We start from the raw sequence: 21674 nt of genomic DNA, 5'->3' as shown, positions 1-21674 counted from the left end.
CCTGAAAACTGTGGCGAGGGAGCTTGCTCCCGCTGGAGGCCGAAGAACTCCCGATTCCGGCAAACACCGGTTTGGGGCCGCTTCGCAGCCCAGCGGGAGCAAGCTCCCTCGCCACAAAAAGCGAATCAGCGCTACACCGGCAGGCTGGTTGTCGACTTGATCTCCGACAACGCCACAATCGAGTTCACTTCCTGAATTCCCGGCACCAGCGATAGCTTCTCGAAGAAGAACCGCTCATACGCCTCGATGTCAGCCGCGACAATGCGCAGCAAAAAGTCCACCGCGCCCATCAGCACATAACACTCCAGCACTTCCGGAAAGCCTCGAATCGCCTCGGTAAACTCGGTGAAGTTCGAACGTCCGTGCGCGTTGAGTTTGATCTCGGCAAAAATCTGCGTGTTCAGGCCGATCTTCTTGCGATCCAGCAACGTCACCTGCCCGCGAATGATGCCCTCCTCCTTCATCCGCTGAATCCGCCGCCAGCACGGCGATTGCGACAAGCCCACCTGTTCGGCGATCTGTGCGCTTGATAACGACGCATCCTCTTGCAGCAGGGCGAGAATCTTGCGGTCGTAGCTGTCCAGTTCGCTATGCATAGAAAAACCTCAAACAGATAACTTGGCGAATTGATCTATTCGCCAACCCTTGAATAACGCCGATCATAGCCAAGAAATACCCGCCAGCGAATGTAAAAATTCCTCCAGTAATTTTGGAGACAAGCCATGCCGCCCCTTGAAGCCGTGAACAGCGCCCCCACCCGCGCCGACGTCTGGAACGTCAGCAATGCCCATTGCCTGGCGCAGTATCAAATCCTCGCCGAGGCCGAGCCGGATTTGCTGGTGCGGGTGCTGAACCTGTTTGCGCTGCAGTTCCTGACGCCCGAGCAGGTCAACGTGCAGCGAATGAATGATCTGCTGTCCATCGACCTTGTCATGGGCGGCCTGAGCTGGCATCGCGCGCAAGTGATTGCGGAAAAACTTCGTAACCTGATCAGCGTCTGCTCGGTGCATCTGCAAAACGCCGACTCGGCGTGGGATGCACAGGCGCAAGCGGCCGGCTGACAAATCCGGCAACGGCTTCGTCGGGTAGTGGCCCAACAGTCTGCGGGGCCACGACTATCCTTTGCGCACAGTCGTTCAAAAGGAGCCCGCATGTCCGTTCAACTCGCCACTCAGGACCGCTGGCTGGAACTCAACGATGTGTTGCGCGAACTGGTCGCCCAAGGCTTTATCTGCCAGGACTCGGCAGAACAGGCGCTGAACGCGCGTCGTCGCCACGCCGCCCACGGCCAGATGCATCCACTGGAATTCATCGCCAGCCAACAGCTCGACGACCTCAGCCGTCCGGGCAAACACCTCGATCTGGAAAGTCTGACGTTGTGGCTGGCACAGCAGGCCGGGCAGCCGTATTTGCGCATCGACCCGCTGAAAATCAACGTCGCCGCCATCACCCCGCTGATGTCCTACGCCTTTGCCCAACGGCACAAGATTCTCGCGGTCGCGGTCGACCGCGACTCGGTGACAGTGGCCAGTGCCCAGCCCTATGTGAACGGCTGGGAAGCCGATCTGACCCACGTCTTGAAGCTGCCGATCAAGCGAGTGGTGGCCAACCCGGCGGATATCCAGCGTTTCAGTGTCGAGTTCTTCCGCCTGGCCAAATCGGTCAGCGGCGCCAGCAATGCCGATCAGCAAGGTGGCAACCTCGGCAACTTCGAACAACTGCTCAACCTCGGCGCCAGCGATCAGGAGCCGGACGCCAACGATGCGCACATCGTCAACATTGTCGACTGGCTGTTCCAGTACGCCTTTCAGCAGCGCGCCAGTGATATCCATATAGAGCCGCGCCGCGAGCAAGGCACCGTGCGTTTTCGCATCGACGGCGTGCTGCACAACGTCTATCAATTCCCGCCGCAGGTGACCATGGCGATTGTCAGTCGCCTGAAAAGCCTCGGCCGGATGAATGTCGCCGAGAAGCGCAAACCCCAGGATGGCAGGGTCAAGACCAAGACCCCGGACGGCGGCGAAGTCGAGTTGCGGCTGTCGACCTTGCCCACTGCGTTCGGCGAGAAAATGGTCATGCGGATTTTTGACCCGGAAGTGCTGCTCAAGGATTTCGATCAGCTCGGCTTTTCCGCTGACGACCTGCGCCGCTGGCAGGACATGACCCGCCAGCCCAACGGCATCATTCTGGTCACCGGGCCGACCGGTTCGGGCAAGACCACCACGCTCTACACCACGCTGAAAAAACTGGCGACGCCGGAGGTCAACCTCTGCACCATCGAAGACCCGATCGAAATGGTCGAACCGGCCTTCAACCAGATGCAGGTGCAGCACAACATCGACCTGAGCTTCGCCGCCGGGGTACGTGCGTTGATGCGGCAAGACCCGGACATCATCATGATCGGCGAGATCCGCGACCTCGAAACCGCCGAAATGGCGATTCAGGCAGCGCTGACCGGGCACCTGGTGCTGTCGACGCTGCACACCAACGATGCGCCCAGCGCGATCAGCCGTTTGCTCGAACTTGGCGTGCCGCATTACCTGATCAAGGCCACCGTGCTCGGTGTCATGGCCCAGCGTTTGGTGCGCACCTTATGCCCGCACTGCAAGGCGCCGCTGACACTGGAAGAGCAAGACTGGCAAACCCTGACCCGCCCCTGGCAAGCACCGTTGCCGACTAATGCGCAACGCGCGATTGGCTGTCTGGAATGCCGCGATACCGGTTATCGCGGTCGCGCCGGGGTCTACGAAATCATGCAACTGACCGACAGCCTCAAGGCTTTCATTACCCCCGACACCGACCTCACGGCCATCCGCCGGCAAGCGTTCAAGGAAGGCATGCGCAGCCTGCGCCTGTCCGGTGCGCAGAAAGTCGCGGCGGGGCTGACGACCGTTGAAGAAGTGCTGCGCGTAACGCCGCAGAGCGAGCAGAAATGAGCAAATTGCCATCAATCAGTTCTTAACCCCGAGCCACGCCGTTACACTTGCGCCACTGATCTATCCAACAAGGAATCGTTATGCAGACCGGAAGTGTACTTTTACTGTTTGTGGCCCTGGCCGTCGCCATCCTGTTCATGGGCTTCAAAGTCGTGCCGCAAGGGTTCGAGTGGACGGTCGAGCGCTTCGGTCGCTACACCAACACCCTCAAGCCTGGGCTGAACATCATCATTCCGGTGATGGACCGGATCGGGCGCAAGATCAACGTGATGGAAAGCGTGCTGGATATCCCGCCGCAGGAAGTCATCACCGCCGACAACGCCACGGTGCAGATCGATGCGGTGTGCTTTTTCCAGGTAGTGAACACCGCCCAGGCCGCGTACGAGGTGAACAACCTTGAGCACGCCATTCGTAATCTGCTGCAAACCAACATCCGCACCGTTCTCGGCTCGATGGAACTCGATGCGATGCTCAGCCAGCGTGACAACATCAACGAACGTCTGCTGCGCACCGTCGACGAAGCCACCGCGCCGTGGGGCATCAAGATCACCCGGATCGAAATCAAGGACATCAGCCCGCCTGCCGATCTGATGGCGGCAATGTCCGGGCAGATGAAAGCCGAGCGGATCAAACGCGCGCAAATCCTCGAAGCCGAAGGCCTGCGCGCCTCGGCGATCCTCACCGCCGAGGGCAAGAAGCAGGCACAGATTCTCGAAGCCGAAGGTAGTCGTCAGGCCGCATTCCTCGAGTCGGAAGCCCGTGAGCGTCAGGCCGAAGCCGAAGCTCAGGCGACCAAAGTGGTGTCCGAGGCCATCGCTGGCGGTAACGTTCAGGCGGTCAACTATTTCGTTGCACAGAAATACATCGACGCGCTGGGCAAACTGGCGTCGGCCAACAACAGCAAAGTGATCCTGATGCCGCTGGAAGCCAGTTCGATGATCGGCGCCGTGGGCGGGATCGGCGAAATCGTCAAGGCGACCTTCGACGGCAAGAAGGCCTGAGTCATGCCAACCGAACTGTTCACCTTCTGGAGCTGGCTGGGGCTGGGCACCGTGTTGCTGATCCTCGAAGTGTTCGGGGCGGGCGGCTACCTGTTGTGGATCGGCATGGCAGCGGCCGCTGTGGGCGTCACTACGTTCGTGTTGCCAACCCTGCCGTGGGAGATTCAACTGCTGCTGTTTGCCGTGTTTTCAATTCTCACGGCGCTGTATTGGTGGCGCCGTCAGCGCACGGCAGTGCGCAGCAGCGATCAACCACTGCTGAACCTGCGCGGTCAGGAATTGATCGGCAAAGTGTTCGTGGTCAGTGAGGCGATTGTCGACGGTCGCGGCAAGATCAAGGTGGCCGATAGCGTGTGGATCGCTCGCGGGCCGGACACAGCGCTCGGCGAACGCGTGCGCGTGACCGGGCAGCAGGGCGCGGTTTTGCTAGTGGAACACGCCGAATAGCCCGGTACGGAACCGGATCGGGGAAATAACGATCCAACGCCGTAGTTAACCCCCAGGAGTCATCTCATCATGCGTCTCAAACTTGCTGTCGCCACCCTTGCCTTGCTGTCCCTCCCTGTTGGTTCAGCGATGGCCGACAGCTTTTGGCGTAACGTCATTTCGTCCGGCGCTACCACCGGCTCGACTTACCTGACCTTCAAGGATCACAAGCTGATCGTCGCCGCACAGGACGATGCCGGCAGTTTCGTAGCCAGTGATGGCGGTATTCGTGGCCCGTACCTGGAAGCGGCGATGCAGAAAGTCCGCGCCGACAACCCGGGCCTGCAGGCGACGGACATGGAATTGGCCAACGCGATTCTGGCGAAGAACGCGGTGGAATCCGAATAAGCCTCTCACCGGCAAAAATGCCGCTCATATGAGCGGCATTTTTTTGTTCGTAATTTCAAATCCACCACATAACCCTGTGGGAGCGAGCCTGCTCGCGAATGCGGTGGGTCAGATACATGTATGCCTTCTGACACGACGCTTTCGCGAGCAGGCTCGCTCCCACATTTGGACTGGGGTGCATAGGGAGATCAGCGGTAATCGTCCACCGGGACGCAGGCGCAAAACAGATTGCGATCGCCATAGACGTTATCCACCCGATTCACCGCCGGCCAATATTTGTGTGCCTTGGTGTGTGCATCCGGGGTAATACCCTGCTCGATGCTGTAAGGCCGCTCCCACACCCCGGTGACATCCGCCAACGTATGCGGCGCACGCTTGAGCGGGTTGTCTTCGGCCGGCCAGTTGCCGTTCTGTACCTCGGTGATTTCCGCACGGATGCTTAGCATCGCGCCGATAAAGCGGTCCAGTTCTGCCTTGGATTCGCTCTCTGTCGGCTCGACCATCAATGTCCCCGGCACCGGGAATGACATGGTCGGGGCATGGAAACCGTAATCCATCAGACGCTTGGCGACGTCTTCCTCGCTGATCCCGGTCTGCGCCTTCAGCGGCCGCAGATCAAGAATGCATTCATGCGCCACTCGCCCGTTGCGCCCGGTGTACAGCACCGGGAACGCGCCGGATAAATGTTGCGCCAGATAGTTAGCCGCCAGAATCGCCACCTCGCTGGCATCCGCCAGTTGCGGGCCCATCATGGCGATGTACATCCAGCTGATCGGCAGAATACTTGCGCTGCCCCACGGCGCCGCGCTGACCGCACCGTTCTGCGCCAACGGCCCGTCAATCGGTACCACCGGATGGTTGGCAACAAATGGCGCCAGATGCGCGCGAATGCCGATCGGCCCCATGCCCGGCCCGCCACCGCCGTGAGGAATGCAAAAAGTCTTGTGCAGATTCATGTGTGACACGTCGGCGCCGATGTCCGCCGGCCGCGCCAGCCCGACCTGCGCGTTGAGGTTGGCGCCATCCATGTACACCTGACCGCCATGCTTGTGGATAACTTCACAGATCTCGCTGATGCCTTCTTCATAGACGCCATGAGTCGACGGATAGGTCGCCATCAGACACGACAACCTATCCCCCGACTCGGCGGCTTTGCTTTTCAGGTCATCGAGATCAACGTTGCCGGCCTCGTCGCACTCGACGATCACCACGCGCATCCCGGCCATCTGCGCCGAGGCCGGGTTGGTGCCGTGGGCCGAGGACGGAATCAGGCAGATATCCCGCGCACCCTGCTGGCGGCTCTCGTGATATTTGCGGATCGCCAGCAGTCCGGCGTACTCCCCTTGGGCACCGGAGTTGGGCTGCATGCAGATCGCGTCGAACCCGGTGATCGCGCAGAGCCAGCGCTCGAGTTCTTCGATCATCAAGGTGTAGCCGACTGCCTGCTCTCGGGGCACAAACGGATGCAGATTGGCGAATTGCGGCCAGGTGATCGGGATCATTTCGCTGGTGGCGTTGAGTTTCATGGTGCAGGAGCCCAGCGGGATCATCGACTGGTTCAGCGCCAGGTCCTTGTTCTCCAGTTGCTTGAGATAACGCAGCATCTCGGTTTCGCTGTGATGAGCGTTGAACACCGGATGGCGCAGGTAGGGCGTCTTGCGCTGGAGATTGTCGGGAATGCCCGACGCCAAAACTTCAGCGTCGAGATCGTCGACGTTCAAACCATGATCGGCGCCGAGCAGGACATCGAACAGCTTCGCCACGGTATTTTCATCACTCGTCTCATCAAGGCTCAGACCGACACGACCACGGCCGAGAATCCGCAGGTTGATCCGTGCGGCCTGGGCGCTTTCGATGATCGCCGTTTGTGCGCCGCCGACATCCAGGGTGAGGGTGTCGAAAAACTGCGCGTTGATCCGGTTGATCCCGTGACGCTGAAGACCCGCAGCCAAAATGCAGGTCAGTCGATGCACTCGTTGGGCGATCCGTTTCAAGCCTTCCGGCCCGTGATACACCGCGTAGAAACTGGCGATATTGGCCAGCAGCACCTGCGCGGTGCAGATGTTCGAGTTGGCCTTCTCGCGGCGGATATGCTGCTCGCGGGTTTGCAGGGCCATGCGCAATGCGACGTTGCCCCGAGCGTCTTTCGACACGCCGATGATCCGCCCGGGAATTGCCCGTTTGTATTCCTCGCGACTGGCGAAAAACGCCGCATGTGGGCCGCCGTAGCCCATGGGCACGCCGAAACGCTGGGAGGAGCCGAACACCACATCGGCGCCCAATTCCCCCGGCGGGGTCAGCAATAACAGACTCAACAGATCAGTGGCGACGCAGGCCAGCGCTTGCTGCGCGTGCAGATGATCAATCAACGGCTGCAAATCACGGATTTCGCCGTGGGTGTCGGGATATTGCAGCAGCGCGCCGAACACCTGGTGCTGCTTCAAGTTATCCACAGCATCGATGATCAACTCGAAGCCGAAGCCTTCCGCACGGGTCTGCACCACGGAAATGGTCTGCGGGTGGCAGTTCTCGTCGACGAAAAACAGATTGCTCTTCGACTTGGCGACACGCTTGGCCAATGCCATGGCTTCGGCAGCGGCGGTGGCTTCATCGAGCAACGAAGCGTTGGCCAGTTCGAGGCCGGTGAGGTCGATGGTCATTTGCTGGAAATTCAGCAAGGCTTCGAGCCGGCCTTGGGCGATCTCCGGTTGATAGGGCGTGTACGCGGTGTACCAACCGGGGTTTTCCAGGACGTTGCGCAAGATAACGGTCGGTGTGAGGGTGCCGTGATAGCCCATGCCGATGAGGCTGGTCCAGACCTGATTCTGCTCGGCGTACCCGCGCAGTCTGGCCAGTGCGGCTTGCTCATCCAGCGCCGGCGGCAGATCGAGCGCGCGATTGAAGCGAATGCCCGGCGGCACGGTCTGCTCGATCAGTTCGACCCGGCTGCCGAGGCCGAGACTGTCGAGCATGGCTTGTTGCTCGGCGGCATCGGGGCCGAGGTGGCGGCGCAGGAAGGCATCGGGATCGCGTAACTGGCTCAGGGACGGCAACTGGGACATGACGGGCTCTCTCTTGGCTGGCGCTCGGCGTCAATGCAACACGGTCAAACCAGCATAGCAGCCGATGCCGGCGCGCACGGCTTGGCGGCGGAGGCTGTTCCGGGCCATGCTGTAGCGCCTGCTTCAGGCGTCCAACGCACGGATGATTGAAATTTCATGAGCCAACTGCCATTCCTGCCTTTTTCCAAACCTGTTATCGATGAAGCCACGATTGCCGCTGTGGGCGACGTGCTGCGCTCCGGCTGGATCACCAGCGGGCCGAAGGTGCAGGCCTTTGAAGCGCAGCTCTCGGAATACTTCGGCGGCCGTCCGGTGCGCACGTTCAATTCCGGCACCTGCACCATGGAAATCGCCTTGCGCATCGCCGGCGTCGGCCCGGGGGACGAGGTCATCACCACGCCGATTTCCTGGGTCGCCACCGCCAACGTGATCCTGGAAGTCGGCGCGACGCCGGTGTTTGCCGATATCGATCCGGTCACCCGCAACATCGATCTGAACAAGCTGGAAGCGGTGATTACGCCACGCACCAAAGCGCTGATTCCGGTGTACCTCGCCGGATTACCGGTGGACATGGATCGTCTCTACGCCATTGCCCGCAAACACAATCTGCGCATTGTCGAAGACGCCGCTCAAGCCTTGGGATCGAGCTGGAACGGCCAGCGCATTGGCGCCACCGGCGACTTCGTGTCGTTCAGTTTTCAGGCGAACAAGAATGTCACCTGTTCCGAAGGCGGATGCCTGGTGTTGAACACGCCTGAGGAGGCAGGGCTGGCCGAGAAGTACCGTCTGCAAGGCGTTACCCGTAACGGTTTTGATGGTCTGGACGTCGATGTGTTGGGCGGCAAGTTCAACATGACCGATGTTGCAGCCACCATCGGCCTCGGGCAATTCGCTCACATTGAAACGCTGACCGCTCATCGCCGTGAACTGGCCCGGCACTACTTCAAATGCTTTGGCGAGGATTTCGAAGCTGTTTATGGCGCACAACTGCCGCCGGCGGATTTCACCAACAGCAACTGGCATCTGTTCCAACTGGTGCTGCCGGAGCGCAAGGACGGTCGGCCGGCACGGGCGACGTTCATGGAGCAAATGCAGGCGCAGGGTATCGGCATCGGCTATCACTACCCGCCGATTCACTTGCTGAGTTTGTACCGAGAGCGCGGTTTCAAAGAAGGGATGTTGCCGGTGGCCGAGCGTGTCGGTCGGCTGATCGTGTCACTGCCGATGTTCACCGCGATGAACAAGGACGATGTCGAGCGTTCGGTGGCCGCAGTAAAAACCGTCCTGCGCGAAGCCTGACAGGCAGGCACACCCAACTGTGGCGAGGGGATTTATCCCCGATCGGCGGCGTAGCCGTCGTATTCCACCGCGTTGGGTCTGCTGGATAATCCGCGAGCAGCATTTGGGGGCGGCTACGCCCCCCATCGGGGATAAATCCCCTCGCCACAGGGTTATTCGCCGATAGCGGCTTTGTAGGCAGCGGCGTCGAGCAGCTTGTCCAGATCAGCTGCGTTAGCTGGCTTGAGCTTGAAGATCCACGCGCCATACGGGTCGGAGTTCAGCTGCTCTGGCGAAGCGCTCAGTTCTTCGTTGACTGCAATCACTTCACCGCCAATCGGCGAATAGATGTCGGAAGCGGCTTTCACCGACTCAACCACACCGGCCTGATCTTCGGCGGCGAATACCTTGCCGACTTCGGTCAACTCGACGAACACCACATCACCCAGCGCTTCTTGCGCGTGATCGCTGATGCCCACGGTGACGGTGCCGTCGGCTTCCAGACGTGCCCATTCATGACTTTCGGCAAAACGCAGTTCAGCGGGGATATTGCTCATGTTCGGTGTCCTCAGGAAATAGGTCAGCGGTCGAGCCCGCCGAAAAAGGTTAGATCAAAGTTTTGCCATGGCGTACGAAGGTCGGTTTGACCACACGTACCGGATACCACTTGCCACGGATTTCCACTTCGGCGCGGTCGGCGGTTGCCATCGGAACACGCGCCAGGGCAATCGATTTGCTTAGCGTAGGAGAGAAACTACCACTGGTGATCTCTCCTTCGCCAACATCGGCGATGCGAACCACCTGATGAGCACGCAAAACACCGCGTTCTTCCAGCACCAGACCGACCAGTTTGTGCGCAACCCCGGCGGTTTTTTCCGCTTCCAGCGCGGCGCGGCCGATGAACTGGCGCGTGGCCGGTTCCCAGGCAATGCTCCAGGCCATGTTCGAGGCGAGCGGTGAAACGTCCTGATGAATGTCCTGACCGTAGAGATTCATCCCGGCCTCAACGCGCAGGGTGTCGCGGGCACCGAGGCCGATCGGTGAAATGCCGGCACCGACCAGATCGTTGAAGAACGCCGGAGCCTGATCCGCCGGCAAGGCGATTTCCAGACCGTCCTCACCGGTGTAACCGGTACGGGCAATGAACCAGTCGCCGTCGACGTGCGCTTCGAAAGGTTTGAGGTGCTGGATCAGCGAGGCGCGAGACTGGGTGACCAGTTCGGCAATCTTGTGCCGGGCCTGCGGGCCTTGAATGGCGAGCATGGCCAGCTCGGAGCGCTCGTGCAGTTGCACGTCGTAACCGCCCAGTTGCGCGTTCATCCAGGCCAGGTCCTGATCACGGGTGGAGGCGTTGACCACCAGCCGATAACCGTCCTCGAGACGGTAGACGATCATGTCGTCGACGATGCCGCCGCGCTCGTTGAGCATGGTGCTGTACAACGCACGGCCGGGGCGGTGCAGGCGCTCGACGTTATTGGCCAGCAAATGCTGCAGCCAGGCTTTGGCCTGAACACCGGTGACATCAATTACGGTCATGTGGGAAACATCGAACACCCCGCAATCGCGGCGCACTTCGTGGTGCTCCTCGACCTGCGAGCCGTAATGCAGTGGCATGTCCCAACCGCCAAAATCGACCATCTTCGCGCCGAGGGCGAGATGCAGGTCATACAGAGGCGTACGCTGTCCCATGGGTTTCTCCTTCCGGGCGTGGCGAAGGTGCGGACAGCCGCTGCACGGCTGAAAGCCTTGAAATAGAAGGCTCTCAGCCGATTCCAGCGAATGGATCTGTCAGACGAACCGCACCGAATGCCGCGCATTGTAGCCGCATGATTCAGGACTGACGACTAAGTGTTTCGATGCGCCGAGCGGCGGATCAGGCCAATGACTGGCAATAACCCGACCAATACCAGCGTCAATGCCGGCAGCGACGCCCGCGCCCATTCACCTTCGCTGGTCATTTCGAAGATGCGTACTGCCAGCGTGTCCCAGCCAAACGGGCGCATCAGCAGGGTCGCGGGCATTTCCTTGAGGACATCGACGAACACCAGCAACGCAGCGCTCAACGTGCCGGGCAGCAAAAGTGGCAGATACACTTTGAAAAACAGTCGCGGCCCACTGACACCCAGGCTACGTGCCGCTTCGGGCAAAGATGGCCGTATACGCGCCAGACTGTTTTCCAGCGGCCCGTAGGCAACAGCGATGAATCGCACCAGATAAGCCATCAGCAGCGCCGCCAGACTGCCCAGCAGCAAGGGTTTGCCGGCGCCACCGAGCCAGCCCGAGAGCGGGATCACCAGTTCGCGATCCAGATAACTGAACGCCAGCATGATCGACACCGCCAGCACCGAGCCCGGCAAGGCATAACCGAGGTTGGCCAGACTGACCCCGGAGCGGATCGCCCGTGTCGGCGCCAACCGTCGGGCAAACGCCAGCAACAACGCGACGCTGACCGTGATCAGCGCCGCCATGCCGCCCAGATACAGGGTGTGCAGAATCAGCCCGGCGTAGCGTTCATCCAGATCGAAGCGCCCACGCTGCCAGAACCAGACAATCAGTTGCAGCAGCGGAATCACGAACGCGCAAGCGAAGACCAGACCGCACCAGCTCATCGCCGCGAACGCCTTGAGCCCGCGCAAGTGGTACAGGGCCTTGACCCGTGGCCGCTCGTTGCTCGCCCGGTTGGCCCCGCGCGCTCGGCGCTCGCCGTACAGCACCAGCATCACCACCAGCAACAACAGGCTGGCCAGTTGCGCCGCGCTCGGCAGGCTGAAGAAGCCGTACCAGGTTTTGTAGATCGCCGTGGTGAAGGTGTCGAAATTGAATACCGAAACCGCACCGAAGTCCGCCAGGGTTTCCATCAGTGCCAGCGCTACACCCGCGCCGATCGCCGGTCGCGCCATCGGCAACGCCACGCGCCAGAACGCTTGCCACGGCGATTGCCCGAGCACCCGTGCGGCTTCCATCAGGCCTTTGCCCTGTGCAAGGAACGCGGTGCGCGCCAGCAGATAGACGTAGGGATAAAAGACCAGCACCAACACCACAATCACCCCGCCAGTGGAGCGCACTCGCGGTAGCCGCAGGCCTGAGCCGAACCATTCGCGCAGCAGCGTTTGCACCGGGCCGGCGAAATCCAGCAAGCCGACGAAGACGAAGGCCAGCACGTAGGCCGGGATGGCGAACGGCAGCATCAACGCCCAGTCGAGCCAGCGCCGCCCGGGGAATTCGCAGAGGCTGGTGAGCCAGGCAAGACTGACGCCGAGCAGCGTCACGCCGACACCGACGCCGACGACCAGCGTCAAGGTGTTGCCGAGCAGGCGCGGCATCTGGGTTTCCCACAGGTGTGACCAGATCTGCTGATCGATGGTCTGCCAGGAGAGCAGCAGGACGCTCAGGGGTAACAGCACCAACGCGGCGATGGCGAAGACGATGGGGTACCAGCGGCGTTGGGCGGGGTGGGCCACTTCGAAGGTCTCGCGGGAAAATCGTGGAGTGTAGGGAAAAAAGCAAAAAGATCGCAGCCTCCGGCAGCTCCTACAGGTGATCTCATGTAGGAGCTGCCGAAGGCTGCGATCTTTTGATCTTTACAACAGCAGACTCAGTTCCAACCCGCCCGATCCATCATGCGGATCGCCTCGGCCTGACGCTTGCCCGCCACTTCCACCGGCAAGGTATCCGCCACGAACTGGCCCCACGCCGCTACTTCTTCCGAAGGTTTCACCGCCGGGTTGGCCGGGAATTCCTGGTTTACGTCGGCGAAGATTTTCTGCGCCTCAGGCGTAGTCATCCACTCAACCAAAGCTTTGGCGGCTTCCGGGTGCGGCGCGTGTTTGGTCAGGCCGATACCCGACAGGTTGACGTGAACGCCGCGATCCGCCTGATTCGGCCAGAACAGTTTCACTGGCAGATCCGGCTTCTGCTTGTGCAGACGACCGTAGTAGTAAGTGTTGACGATGCCGACGTCGCACTGGCCAGCGTTGATCGCTTCAAGCACCGCGACGTCATCGGAGAACACGTCGGTGGACAGGTTGTTGACCCAGCCCTTGAGGATCTTCTCGGTCTTCTCGGCACCATGGACTTCGATCATGGTTGCGGTCAGCGACTGGTTGTAGACCTTCTTCGCCGTGCGCAGGCACAGGCGCCCTTCCCAGTTCTTGTCGGCCAGCGCTTCGTAGGTGGTCAACTCACCCGGCTTCACCCGATCAGTGGAATAGGCGATGGTCCGCGCGCGCAGGCTCAAGCCGGTCCAGGCATGGCTCGACGAGCGGTATTGAGCGGGAATGTTGGTGTCGATGGTCTTCGAGGTGAACGGCTGGAGGATGCCCATCTGCTCGGCCTGCCAGAGGTTGCCGGCATCGACGGTCAGCAGCAGGTCGGCGGTGGCGTTCTCGCCTTCGGCCTTGATGCGCTGCATCAGCGGCGCTTCCTTGTCGGTGATGAACTTGATCTTCACCCCGGTCTTGGCGGTGTAGGCATCGAACACCGGTTTGATCAGCTCATCGATGCGCGACGAGTAAACCACCACCTCATCCGCGGCCTGGGCCGTGGTGCTGCCGATCAGGGTCAAGGCCAGTGCGGTCAGAAGACGCTTGGGTGCCAACATGGGAGTGGTCTCTCGGTCGGGAAATGTGGGCCAAATGATAAGGACTCACATTTACCATCTCAATCGAACACTTTTTGAAGGAGTTACCAGATGTTGCACAGCCTGAAATCACCGGCCTCTGTGGCGAGGGAGCTTGCTCCCGCTGGAGGCCGAAGGACTCCCCATTTTGGCAAGCGCTGAATTTGGGGCTGCTGCGCAGCCCAGCGGGAGCAAGCTCCCTCGCCACAAGGCCCTGTCGATCTCAGGGTTTGGCGAGAGCTGGAAGATCACCGGTCAACCCGAGAGCTTCACGCACAAAGAGAGCCTTGGCCTCCGGCATCTGCTCGACCAGTTTCAAACCAGTGTTACGCAACCAGCGCAGCGGCAGCGGATCCGCCTGGAACAACCGCTCAAACCCTTCCATCGCCGCCATCAGCGCCAGATTGTGTGGCATGCGCCGACGCTCGTAGCGGCTCAGCACTTTCACGTCCGCCAGACGCTCACCGCGTTCAGCGGCTTGCAGCAGCACCTCGGCCAGAACGGCGGCGTCAAGGAAACCGAGGTTCACACCCTGCCCCGCCAACGGGTGAATGGTGTGCGCGGCGTCACCAATCAGCGCCAGCCCTTCGGCGACATAACGCTTGGCGTGGCGCTGGCGCAGCGGCACACACAGCCGTGGATCAGCGCTGATCACTTCGCCGAGACGCCCCTCAAAGGCGCGCTCCAGTTCACGGCAGAAATCCGCTTCATCCAGCGCCATCAAACGCTCGGCCTCGCTCGGTGTGGTCGACCAGACGATCGAGCACCAATCCTGCTGGCCGTCGCGCTCCAGCGGCAGAAACGCCAGCGGACCGTGATCGGTGAAGCGCTGCCATGCGGTCATCTGGTGCGGTTTGCTGCTGCGCACGCTGGTGACGATGGCGTGATGCAGATAATCCCATTCGCGGGTCGCCACGCCGGTCAGACGGCGTACGGCCGAATTGGCGCCATCCGCAGCAATCACCAGCGGCGCACGCAATTGCCGACCATCGGCCAGGGTCAGCAGCCAGTCATCGCCGGAACGACGCATCTGTTCCAGCCGCGCATTGGCCAGCATGCCCAGATCGCAGTCGTGCAAACGGTCGAGCAAAGCATCCTGGACCACGCGGTTCTCGACGATATGGCCGAGGACATCGGCGTGCACGCTGCTTGCTGAAAAGTGAATCTGCCCGGTGCCGCTGCCGTCCCACACGTGCATGTCGGTGTACGGACTGCTGCGGCGCTTGGCGATGCCATCCCAGACGCCGAGACGTTCGAGGATTCGCTGGCTGGCCGCCGACAGCGCACTGACACGCGGTTCAAACGCCGCGTCGGCATCGAACGGCTTGACGCTCAACGGACTGCCGTCGAGCAGCAACACTTCCAGCCCGCTGTCCTGCAACGCCAGCGCCAGGGCGCTGCCGACCATTCCGGCTCCGACAATCAGCAGATCTGCGCGCATTTCCATGCTTTAAGCCTGTCTCGCTTGCGGCTTGAGCCGCACGTAAAGGGTTTTACCGACCCGCGCCACAAGGTTGCCGGCGCCGTCATGAATGTCGACCTGCAACTGCGGCAGGTATTTCTCTCCACTGGCAGTTTGCCGGCGGACCTCGTCGAGCAAGGTGTCGTCGATGGTGAAGCGGGCGAACACCGGGCCTTTGCCCGGTGCAATAAAGTCGATATCGGCGGCCTTGTCCCAGACGATGTAACGCGAGCCGAGGTTTTCCATGAGCATCAGCATGAAAAACGGATCGACCATCGAATACAGACTGCCGCCGAACTGCGTGCCGACGTAATTGCGGTTGTACCAGCCCAACCCCATCGACACCTGAATGTCGCGGAAGTCATCACTGATGTGCCGCACCCGCACACCGGCGCCAAGGTATGGCGGATAGAAAGTCATCACCCAGCGCATCAACCGCGCCTTGCCGAACGAACGCATCAACCAGTTACGCATCCGGACGTGTTCCCAACCCCATGGCCTGACGCGCAAACCAGCGCTTGGCCGGCGGCAGCAGATCGAGGCCGAGCAGCCCGATGTTGCGGCCCAGCGAGACCAGCGGCTGCGTGCTGCCAAACAGCCGCGTGACCTGATCGGAGAAGCCGACGGTGAGGTCCTGATCGAGACGCTGACGCTCGCGATACGCCTGCAACGTGGCGAAATCGCCGAGCGGTTTGTCGCTGGTCAACAGAGCGACGGCCAAGGCATCGGCATCGCGCAGAGACAGGTTGAAACCCTGCCCGGCAATCGGATGCAGGCTATGTGCTGCGTTGCCGAGCACGGCCAGATGCGAGCGCACTTGTTCTTCAGCTTCGACCAGCGACAACGGATACAAATGTCGCGCACCGACTTGTTTCAAGGTGCCAAGGCGATAACCGAACACACCCTGCAATTCGCTGAGAAAATCACGCTCGCTCAAGTCCGCCAGTCGCTGCGCGTCCATACCCAGACGCGTCCAGACCAGCGCGCAGCGATTTTCCGGCAGCGGCAGCAGCGCCATCGGCCCTTCATCGGTGAAGCGCTCGAAGGCCATGCCGTTGTGCGCTTCACTCGGGGTGATGTTGGCGATCAGCGCACTCTGGTTGTACGGACGCTTGCGCACGTTGATGCCCAATTGCTCGCGCAGCCCTGAGCGCCCGCCATCGGCGAGCACCGCGAGGTCGCATTCAAGCGTGGTTTCATCGTTGAGGGTCAGGCGATAGCCATCCGGCAGCGGCTCCATGCGCGTGACTTCCGCCGGACAACGCCAACTGATCACGTCTTTGTCGATGTGCTGCCACAGGCACTGACCGAGCCAGGCGTTTTCCACCACGTAACCGAGCGCCGGCACGCCCTCTTCCATCGCCGACAAACGCGCGGTGGAGAAGCGGCCACGGTCGGAGACGTGGATCTGTTTGATCGGCTCGGCGCGGCGAGAGATCTCCTGCCACACGCCCAGCCGTTGATAGATCTGCCGCGAGCCAAAGGACAGCGCTGACGAACGTGCGTCGTAGCTCGGCTGCCAGCTGTCGCCGGGAGCGAACGGTTCGATCAGCACGATCTTCCAGCCACGGGCTTTGGCCCCGGCCTGCAAGGCTAACGCCAGACTGGCGCCGACCAGGCCGCCACCGATGATTGCCAGATTGACTCGACTCATGCTGCGTGTGTCCGTGCTTGCGCCATCAGCGCTTCGATCTCGGCGACGGTTTTGGGTACGCCGTTGGTGAGGATTTCACAGCCCATTTTGGTCACTACCACGTCGTCCTCAATGCGCACGCCAATGCCGCGCCATTTCTTCGCTACGTTCTGGTTGTCCGGGGCAATGTAGATACCCGGCTCCACGGTCAGCGCCATGCCGACCTCCAGCACGCGCCATTCGCCGCCGACCTTGTACTCGCCGACGTCGTGCACATCCATGCCCAGCCAGTGGCCGGCACGGTGCATGTAAAACGCTTTATAGGCCTCGGTCGCAATCAACTCGTCGACGTCACCTTCCAGCAGCCCCAACCTCAGCAATCCGCTGGTAATCACTCGAACGGTAGCTTCATGGGCCTGGTTCCAGTGTTTGTTCGGCGCGATTTCGGCGAAAGCGGCTTCCTGCGAAGCCAATACCAATTCGTAGATCGCTTTCTGCTCGGGCGAAAACTTGCCGTTGACCGGCCAGGTGCGAGTGATGTCGCTGGCGTAGCAATCGATCTCGCAACCGGCGTCGATCAGCACCAGATCGCCGTCCTTGAGCAACGCGTCATTCTGCTGGTAATGCAGGATGCAGCTGTTGCGCCCGGCGGCGACGATCGAACCGTAGGCCGGCATCTTCGCCCCACCCTTGCGGAATTCGTAGTCGAGTTCGGCTTCGAGACTGTATTCGTAAAGCCCGGCCCGACTGGCCTGCATCGCGCGGATATGAGCTTGCGCCGAGATGCGTGCGGCTTCGCGCATCACCTTCATTTCTGCCGCCGATTTATACAGGCGCATGTCGTGCAGCAGATGATCCAGGGCAACGAATTCGTTCGGTGGCTGGGCGCCGAGGTGCGCTTTAGAGCGGATCACGTTGATCCAGTCCATCAGGTGGCGGTCGAATTCGGGGTTGCTGCCCATCGCCGAGTACACCCGGTCACGACCTTCGATCAGGCCCGGGAGAATGTCGTCGATGTCGGTGATCGGGAAAGCGTCGTCGGCGCCGAAGTCGCGGATCGCGCCTTCCTGCCCTGCGCGCAGACCGTCCCACAATTCGCGTTCGGCGTTGCGCTCACGGCAGAACAGCACGTATTCGCCGTGCTCGCGGCCGGGCATCAAGACGATGACGGCCTGTGGCTCGGGAAACCCGCTGAGGTACTGAAAATCGCTGTCCTGGCGGTAGACGTGCTCGACGTCGCGGTTGCGGATCGCCACCGCGGCGGCGGGCAGGATCGCGATGCTGTTGGGTTCCATCTGCGCCATCAAGGCCTTGCGGCGACGGCTGTATTCCGCTTTCGGGATATGGGTCATGGGCAGATGGCTTTCCTTGGCACGCGATTAATGCAGCGACGGCTTGGCGGCTGGCGGCACGTCGGCTTTCTTGGTTTCCGAGAACAGCAGCAGCGGCGCGACGCGCAGGTACTCCATGACTTCCATGTAGTCGGTTTCGCCGTCTTCGGATTCTTCCAGGGCGTCTTGCACCTGGGAAATGGCGGCCAGATCCTGCAGCACTTCGGTGGCTTCAGTGCTGAGCATGCTGCTGTCGCGGCAGTTCAGGCCGAAGCCGCTGAGGAAGCCTTGGCACCACTCGCCCAATGCAGCGGCGCGGTCGGCCAGCGGTGCGTCATCGGTCGGCAGCAGCAGAACGACGGTGACGTCGTCGCCGGTCAGCTCGCCTTTGACCATCTCTTGCAAGCCGATCAGGGCGTTGCGGACGTTGTCCTGGATGTCGCCTTCGAGCAGTTCGGCGGCGTCGATCAGCCAGCCTTCGTTATCGAAGCCGGCACCGGCGCAACTGCGTCCGAGCAGCACGCCATGCAGTTCGGCAGGCGAGACGTTGTGGCCGCTGGAAGTCAGCAGGGTGGCAAAGGCTTGGTACGGGGAATTCGCAATGGTCATGGGCAGCTAGGCGCCAGACGGCGCTATGTCTAGAATGAAGGCCTTGTATCCTACATCGACAGACTCGCCAAGACTATTAAAGGCTGTCCGCCAGCTAACCCATCAGACAGTGAACACAATGGAAGACAACGACCTGCAAGCGCTGATGGCCAGACTCGAACTGCTGATTGGCCGAGTCGAGCAACTAAAGAGCCAAAACGGACTCTTACTAGCTCAGGAAAAGACCTGGCGCGAGGAACGCGCGCACCTCATTGAAAAAAACGAAATCGCCCGGCGTAAGGTCGAATCGATGATTTCGCGCCTCAAGGCCCTGGAGCAAGACTCATGAGTTCAAGCAATAGCGTTACCGTGCAGATCCTCGATAAAGAGTATTCGATCATCTGCCCGCAGGAAGAACGCAGCAATCTGGTCAGTGCCGCACGCTACCTGGACGGCAAGATGCGCGAGATCCGCAGCAGCGGCAAAGTCATCGGTGCCGACCGTATTGCCGTGATGGCCGCGCTGAACATCACCCACGACCTCTTGCACAAAGAAGAGCGCTCGGACATCCAGGCCAGCGGCTCGACCCGTGAACAGGTGCGCGACTTGCTTGATCGTGTCGATCTGGTGCTGGCCGACGATCCGGACATCAGCAAGGGCTGATTCGCCAGGCCGCTTGAGGTATACTCGCGGCACTCCCTGGGGTGCTTGCCAGTTGACGATGTCCCTGAGCCGATTCGCACTACCCTGGAAGTTGCACGTTGGGCTGGTGTGCATGTCCGCCAGACGGAAAGCCTTAAAGTCTACTGCATCTTCCACCTTGAACTTTCGGGTTCAAGGGCTAAGTTGACAGCGGTTCATCCGGGGAGCCTGATTCGAATCCGATGTCGGTGAAAACCGCCATCGGATTTTTTATGCGTACGTTTTCGTCCAACCTGCCGAAGCCGAACCATGACCGAACCCGCGCTACTGCCCCGCCCGCAACTCCGTCGCCTGCTGCGCAAGGCGCGCCGTTCACTGACTCCCGGTGAACAACGGCAGGCCGCCAAAGGCCTGTTCCGGCAACTGGCACAAGACCCGCATTTTCGCCGGGCAAAACATATCTCCCTGTACCTGCCCACCGACGGTGAAATCGACCCGCGACTGCTGCTGCGCGAAGCACAGCGCCGAGGCAAGGCCACATATTTGCCGGTACTCAGCGCCTGGCCGCGAACCAAAATGGTCTTCCAGCGCATCCGCCCCGGCGAGAAACTCAAACCCAATCGCTTCCGAATCCTCGAACCGCGTGCGCAATTGGCGCGCCAGCGGAAAATCTGGACGCTGGACCTGGTGTTGTTACCACTGGTGGGATTTGACGACGTCGGTGGACGGCTGGGGATGGGCGGCGGCTTTTATGATCGCAGCCTGGCGTACCTGGCGCGGCGCCAGAACTGGCGCAAGCCGACGCTGCTGGGGCTGGCCCATGAATGTCAGAAAGTCGAACGACTGGCGCAGGCGAGTTGGGATGTACCGTTACAAGGCACGGTCACCGACAAGGCATGGTATTTCGCGGAATAGGACGCCGCGCAGATCAGCGGCGTCGGGAAGGCAGTTTCAGCGCTTGAAGGCTGTCGACTGTTGAACCTGTTGCGCCACTTCAATCGGAGCATCGGCCTTGTTGGCCCACAGGCTCTGCGCATAACCGGTGGTCACGACACCGAGGCCGAACAAAATCACCAAAGTCCACAGCAAATCCGGTTTGCGTTTCATCGATTGCCCCCCTCAAGGCACATCATCACGATGACAGCAGCGGTTTCCATTCGTAGGCCGTGCAGCAGCGTCAAGCTTTAAAGGCCGGCATTTTGCGGCAACGTGAACCTGCACGCAAACGCTGACGTCAACCGACCGTCGGTTTGTCATAAAATTGCCCGACAACTTGCCCAATCAACGCTCCAGGAGCAAAAAGCATGGCCTATTGGCTGATGAAATCCGAGCCGGACGAGCTCTCGATCAAAGGTCTGGAAAAACTCGGCAAAGCGCGCTGGGACGGGGTTCGCAACTATCAGGCACGCAATTTCCTGCGGGCGATGGCGTTGGGAGATGAGTTCTTTTTCTACCATTCCAGCTGCCCGGAGCCCGGGATTGCCGGGATCGGAAAAATAATCGAGGCGGCGTACCCGGATCCCACCGCACTGGAGCCGGAAAGTCATTATTTCGATCCGAAGGCTACGCCGGAAAAGAATGCCTGGAGTGCGATTGACGTCGAACACGTCGAGACGTTTGCGCGGGTGTTGAAGCTTGATTATCTGAAGCAGCAGACGGCGCTGGCCGAGATGCCGTTGGTGCAGAAGGGCTCGCGGTTGTCGGTGATGCCGGTGACAGCAGAGCAATGGGCGGCGGTGATCGCCCTCAAACCCTGAAGAATATGTTGCCTGAAACATCGCCATCGCGAGCAGGCTCACTCCTACAGGGGAACGCATTCCAATTGTAAGAGTGAGCCTGCTCGCGATAGGGCCAGCCCGGACAACAAATGACTTATTGAATGATCAGGTTGTTGAACAACAGATCCTCAACCACCGGTTTGCCGGTCTCGTCATTCATCACTTGCTGAGTCTGCTTCAGCGCTTCCTGACGCAGCTTTTCCTTGCCCTCGATGCTGCCCATCGCCTCGGTGGTCTGCTGGGTGAACAGCGCAACCAGTTGATTGCGAATCAGCGGCTCGTTGGCCTTGACCAGTTTGGTCGACTCTTCGCCCGTTACGCGCAGCGCCACGTCGGCCTTGTAGACCTTCAGCTTCGGCGTCCCGTCCAGCCCGTAGTTGCCCACAAATGGCGGGCTCAGGGTGATGTAGTTGACCTTCGGCGCTTCGCCTTCTTTGGCTTCTTCGGCCAGCGCTGCCACAGGCAGAGACAGGGCCAGCAACAACATGATCCACGCTTTCACCATTCGCTC

General features: G+C 60.7%; 23 protein-coding genes and 1 other RNA gene. 11 read left to right on the top strand and 13 right to left on the bottom strand.

Annotated elements, in window-relative coordinates:
- Nucleotides 1–131 precede the first annotated feature (131 nt).
- The gene (locus ACIOWE_RS05750; protein ID WP_016983809.1) at nt 132–596 is read right to left on the bottom strand and encodes an Lrp/AsnC family transcriptional regulator; all 465 of its coding nucleotides are present in this window, start codon (nt 594–596) and stop codon (nt 132–134) included.
- A gap of 126 nt (nt 597–722) precedes the next feature.
- Here ACIOWE_RS05750 and ACIOWE_RS05745 point away from each other — a divergent pair, with 126 nt between their 5' ends.
- From ACIOWE_RS05745 to ACIOWE_RS05725, 5 genes are all read left to right on the top strand, one after another.
- Nucleotides 723–1061, top strand: coding sequence for a hypothetical protein (locus ACIOWE_RS05745; protein ID WP_401388432.1), 339 nt, complete (start codon nt 723–725; stop codon nt 1059–1061).
- 90 nt (nt 1062–1151) lie between these two features.
- A complete protein-coding gene (locus ACIOWE_RS05740) occupies nt 1152–2936 on the top strand; it encodes a GspE/PulE family protein (RefSeq protein ID WP_401388429.1) in 1785 nt (594 codons plus the stop codon).
- A gap of 80 nt (nt 2937–3016) precedes the next feature.
- On the top strand, nt 3017–3937 hold the full coding sequence (locus tag ACIOWE_RS05735; RefSeq protein ID WP_016983812.1) for an SPFH domain-containing protein: 921 nt from the start codon (nt 3017–3019) through the stop codon (nt 3935–3937).
- 3 nt (nt 3938–3940) lie between these two features.
- Nucleotides 3941–4384 (top strand): NfeD family protein, encoded by a 444-nt coding sequence (locus tag ACIOWE_RS05730; protein WP_401388425.1) that lies wholly within the window; start codon nt 3941–3943, stop codon nt 4382–4384.
- A 69-nt stretch (nt 4385–4453) separates the two neighbouring features.
- A complete protein-coding gene (locus tag ACIOWE_RS05725) occupies nt 4454–4771 on the top strand; it encodes a DUF2388 domain-containing protein (protein WP_207197094.1) in 318 nt (105 codons plus the stop codon).
- A 188-nt stretch (nt 4772–4959) separates the two neighbouring features.
- On the opposite strand, the gene gcvP is transcribed toward ACIOWE_RS05725, so the two are convergent.
- On the bottom strand, nt 4960–7833 hold the full coding sequence (gcvP, locus tag ACIOWE_RS05720) for an aminomethyl-transferring glycine dehydrogenase (RefSeq protein ID WP_401388422.1): 2874 nt from the start codon (nt 7831–7833) through the stop codon (nt 4960–4962).
- Nucleotides 7834–7989: 156 nt separating this feature from the next.
- Between gcvP and ACIOWE_RS05715 the strand changes: the two genes are divergently transcribed.
- A complete protein-coding gene (locus ACIOWE_RS05715; RefSeq protein ID WP_401388420.1) occupies nt 7990–9132 on the top strand; it encodes a DegT/DnrJ/EryC1/StrS family aminotransferase in 1143 nt (380 codons plus the stop codon).
- A gap of 152 nt (nt 9133–9284) precedes the next feature.
- Here ACIOWE_RS05715 and gcvH read toward each other — a convergent pair whose 3' ends face one another.
- The 9 genes from gcvH to ACIOWE_RS05670 all read right to left on the bottom strand — a co-directional run bounded on the left by gcvH (nt 9285) and on the right by ACIOWE_RS05670 (nt 18764).
- Nucleotides 9285–9668 (bottom strand): glycine cleavage system protein GcvH, encoded by a 384-nt coding sequence (gene gcvH, locus ACIOWE_RS05710; protein WP_401388417.1) that lies wholly within the window; start codon nt 9666–9668, stop codon nt 9285–9287.
- A gap of 49 nt (nt 9669–9717) precedes the next feature.
- Nucleotides 9718–10800 (bottom strand): glycine cleavage system aminomethyltransferase GcvT, encoded by a 1083-nt coding sequence (gene gcvT / locus ACIOWE_RS05705; RefSeq protein ID WP_401388414.1) that lies wholly within the window; start codon nt 10798–10800, stop codon nt 9718–9720.
- A 155-nt stretch (nt 10801–10955) separates the two neighbouring features.
- Complete coding sequence (locus ACIOWE_RS05700) at nt 10956–12572, bottom strand: ABC transporter permease (RefSeq protein ID WP_401388411.1); 1617 nt, start codon at nt 12570–12572, stop codon at nt 10956–10958.
- Nucleotides 12573–12706: 134 nt separating this feature from the next.
- The gene (locus ACIOWE_RS05695) at nt 12707–13711 is read right to left on the bottom strand and encodes an extracellular solute-binding protein (protein WP_401388408.1); all 1005 of its coding nucleotides are present in this window, start codon (nt 13709–13711) and stop codon (nt 12707–12709) included.
- Nucleotides 13712–13952: 241 nt separating this feature from the next.
- Nucleotides 13953–15170, bottom strand: a complete 1218-nt coding sequence (locus tag ACIOWE_RS05690; protein ID WP_401388500.1) for a 2-octaprenyl-3-methyl-6-methoxy-1,4-benzoquinol hydroxylase — start codon at nt 15168–15170, stop codon at nt 13953–13955.
- 9 nt (nt 15171–15179) lie between these two features.
- The gene (locus tag ACIOWE_RS05685; RefSeq protein ID WP_401388405.1) at nt 15180–15665 is read right to left on the bottom strand and encodes a DUF4442 domain-containing protein; all 486 of its coding nucleotides are present in this window, start codon (nt 15663–15665) and stop codon (nt 15180–15182) included.
- Nucleotides 15658–16845 carry a 2-octaprenyl-6-methoxyphenyl hydroxylase gene (gene ubiH / locus ACIOWE_RS05680; RefSeq protein WP_401388403.1) on the bottom strand — a complete coding sequence of 396 codons (1188 nt, stop codon included), beginning with the start codon at nt 16843–16845 and terminating at the stop codon, nt 15658–15660. The genes ACIOWE_RS05685 and ubiH overlap by 8 nt, the downstream gene beginning before the upstream one ends.
- Nucleotides 16842–18176, bottom strand: coding sequence for a Xaa-Pro aminopeptidase (gene pepP / locus ACIOWE_RS05675; protein ID WP_401388400.1), 1335 nt, complete (start codon nt 18174–18176; stop codon nt 16842–16844). Before pepP ends, ubiH begins: the two co-directional genes overlap by 4 nt.
- A 27-nt stretch (nt 18177–18203) precedes the next feature.
- Nucleotides 18204–18764, bottom strand: a complete 561-nt coding sequence (locus ACIOWE_RS05670) for a YecA family protein (RefSeq protein ID WP_007911199.1) — start codon at nt 18762–18764, stop codon at nt 18204–18206.
- 118 nt (nt 18765–18882) lie between these two features.
- Here ACIOWE_RS05670 and ACIOWE_RS05665 point away from each other — a divergent pair, with 118 nt between their 5' ends.
- From ACIOWE_RS05665 to ACIOWE_RS05650, 4 genes are all read left to right on the top strand, one after another.
- Nucleotides 18883–19092 (top strand): TIGR02449 family protein, encoded by a 210-nt coding sequence (locus tag ACIOWE_RS05665; RefSeq protein WP_103302507.1) that lies wholly within the window; start codon nt 18883–18885, stop codon nt 19090–19092.
- Nucleotides 19089–19406 (top strand): cell division protein ZapA, encoded by a 318-nt coding sequence (locus ACIOWE_RS05660; protein WP_401388397.1) that lies wholly within the window; start codon nt 19089–19091, stop codon nt 19404–19406. Before ACIOWE_RS05665 ends, ACIOWE_RS05660 begins: the two co-directional genes overlap by 4 nt.
- A 30-nt stretch (nt 19407–19436) precedes the next feature.
- Nucleotides 19437–19615: non-coding RNA, 6S RNA (gene ssrS / locus ACIOWE_RS05655), on the top strand.
- 79 nt (nt 19616–19694) lie between these two features.
- On the top strand, nt 19695–20300 hold the full coding sequence (locus ACIOWE_RS05650; RefSeq protein WP_166221688.1) for a 5-formyltetrahydrofolate cyclo-ligase: 606 nt from the start codon (nt 19695–19697) through the stop codon (nt 20298–20300).
- A gap of 36 nt (nt 20301–20336) precedes the next feature.
- Here ACIOWE_RS05650 and ACIOWE_RS05645 read toward each other — a convergent pair whose 3' ends face one another.
- Nucleotides 20337–20492: a hypothetical protein gene (locus tag ACIOWE_RS05645; protein ID WP_007911192.1), complete on the bottom strand. Its 156-nt coding sequence runs from the start codon at nt 20490–20492 to the stop codon at nt 20337–20339.
- A 197-nt stretch (nt 20493–20689) separates the two neighbouring features.
- Between ACIOWE_RS05645 and ACIOWE_RS05640 the strand changes: the two genes are divergently transcribed.
- A complete protein-coding gene (locus ACIOWE_RS05640) occupies nt 20690–21142 on the top strand; it encodes an EVE domain-containing protein (protein WP_401388394.1) in 453 nt (150 codons plus the stop codon).
- A gap of 115 nt (nt 21143–21257) precedes the next feature.
- Here the strand turns inward: ACIOWE_RS05640 and ACIOWE_RS05635 are convergent, their stop codons facing one another.
- The gene (locus ACIOWE_RS05635) at nt 21258–21665 is read right to left on the bottom strand and encodes a flagellar basal body-associated protein FliL (RefSeq protein ID WP_201236357.1); all 408 of its coding nucleotides are present in this window, start codon (nt 21663–21665) and stop codon (nt 21258–21260) included.
- Nucleotides 21666–21674: the final 9 nt, after the last annotated feature.

This window comes from Pseudomonas sp. NPDC087598, assembly GCF_044743525.1.
GTDB lineage: Bacteria > Pseudomonadota > Gammaproteobacteria > Pseudomonadales > Pseudomonadaceae > Aquipseudomonas.
Note: the sequence above shows the minus strand (reverse complement) of the source record. Positions and strands in the feature narration are given on the sequence as shown.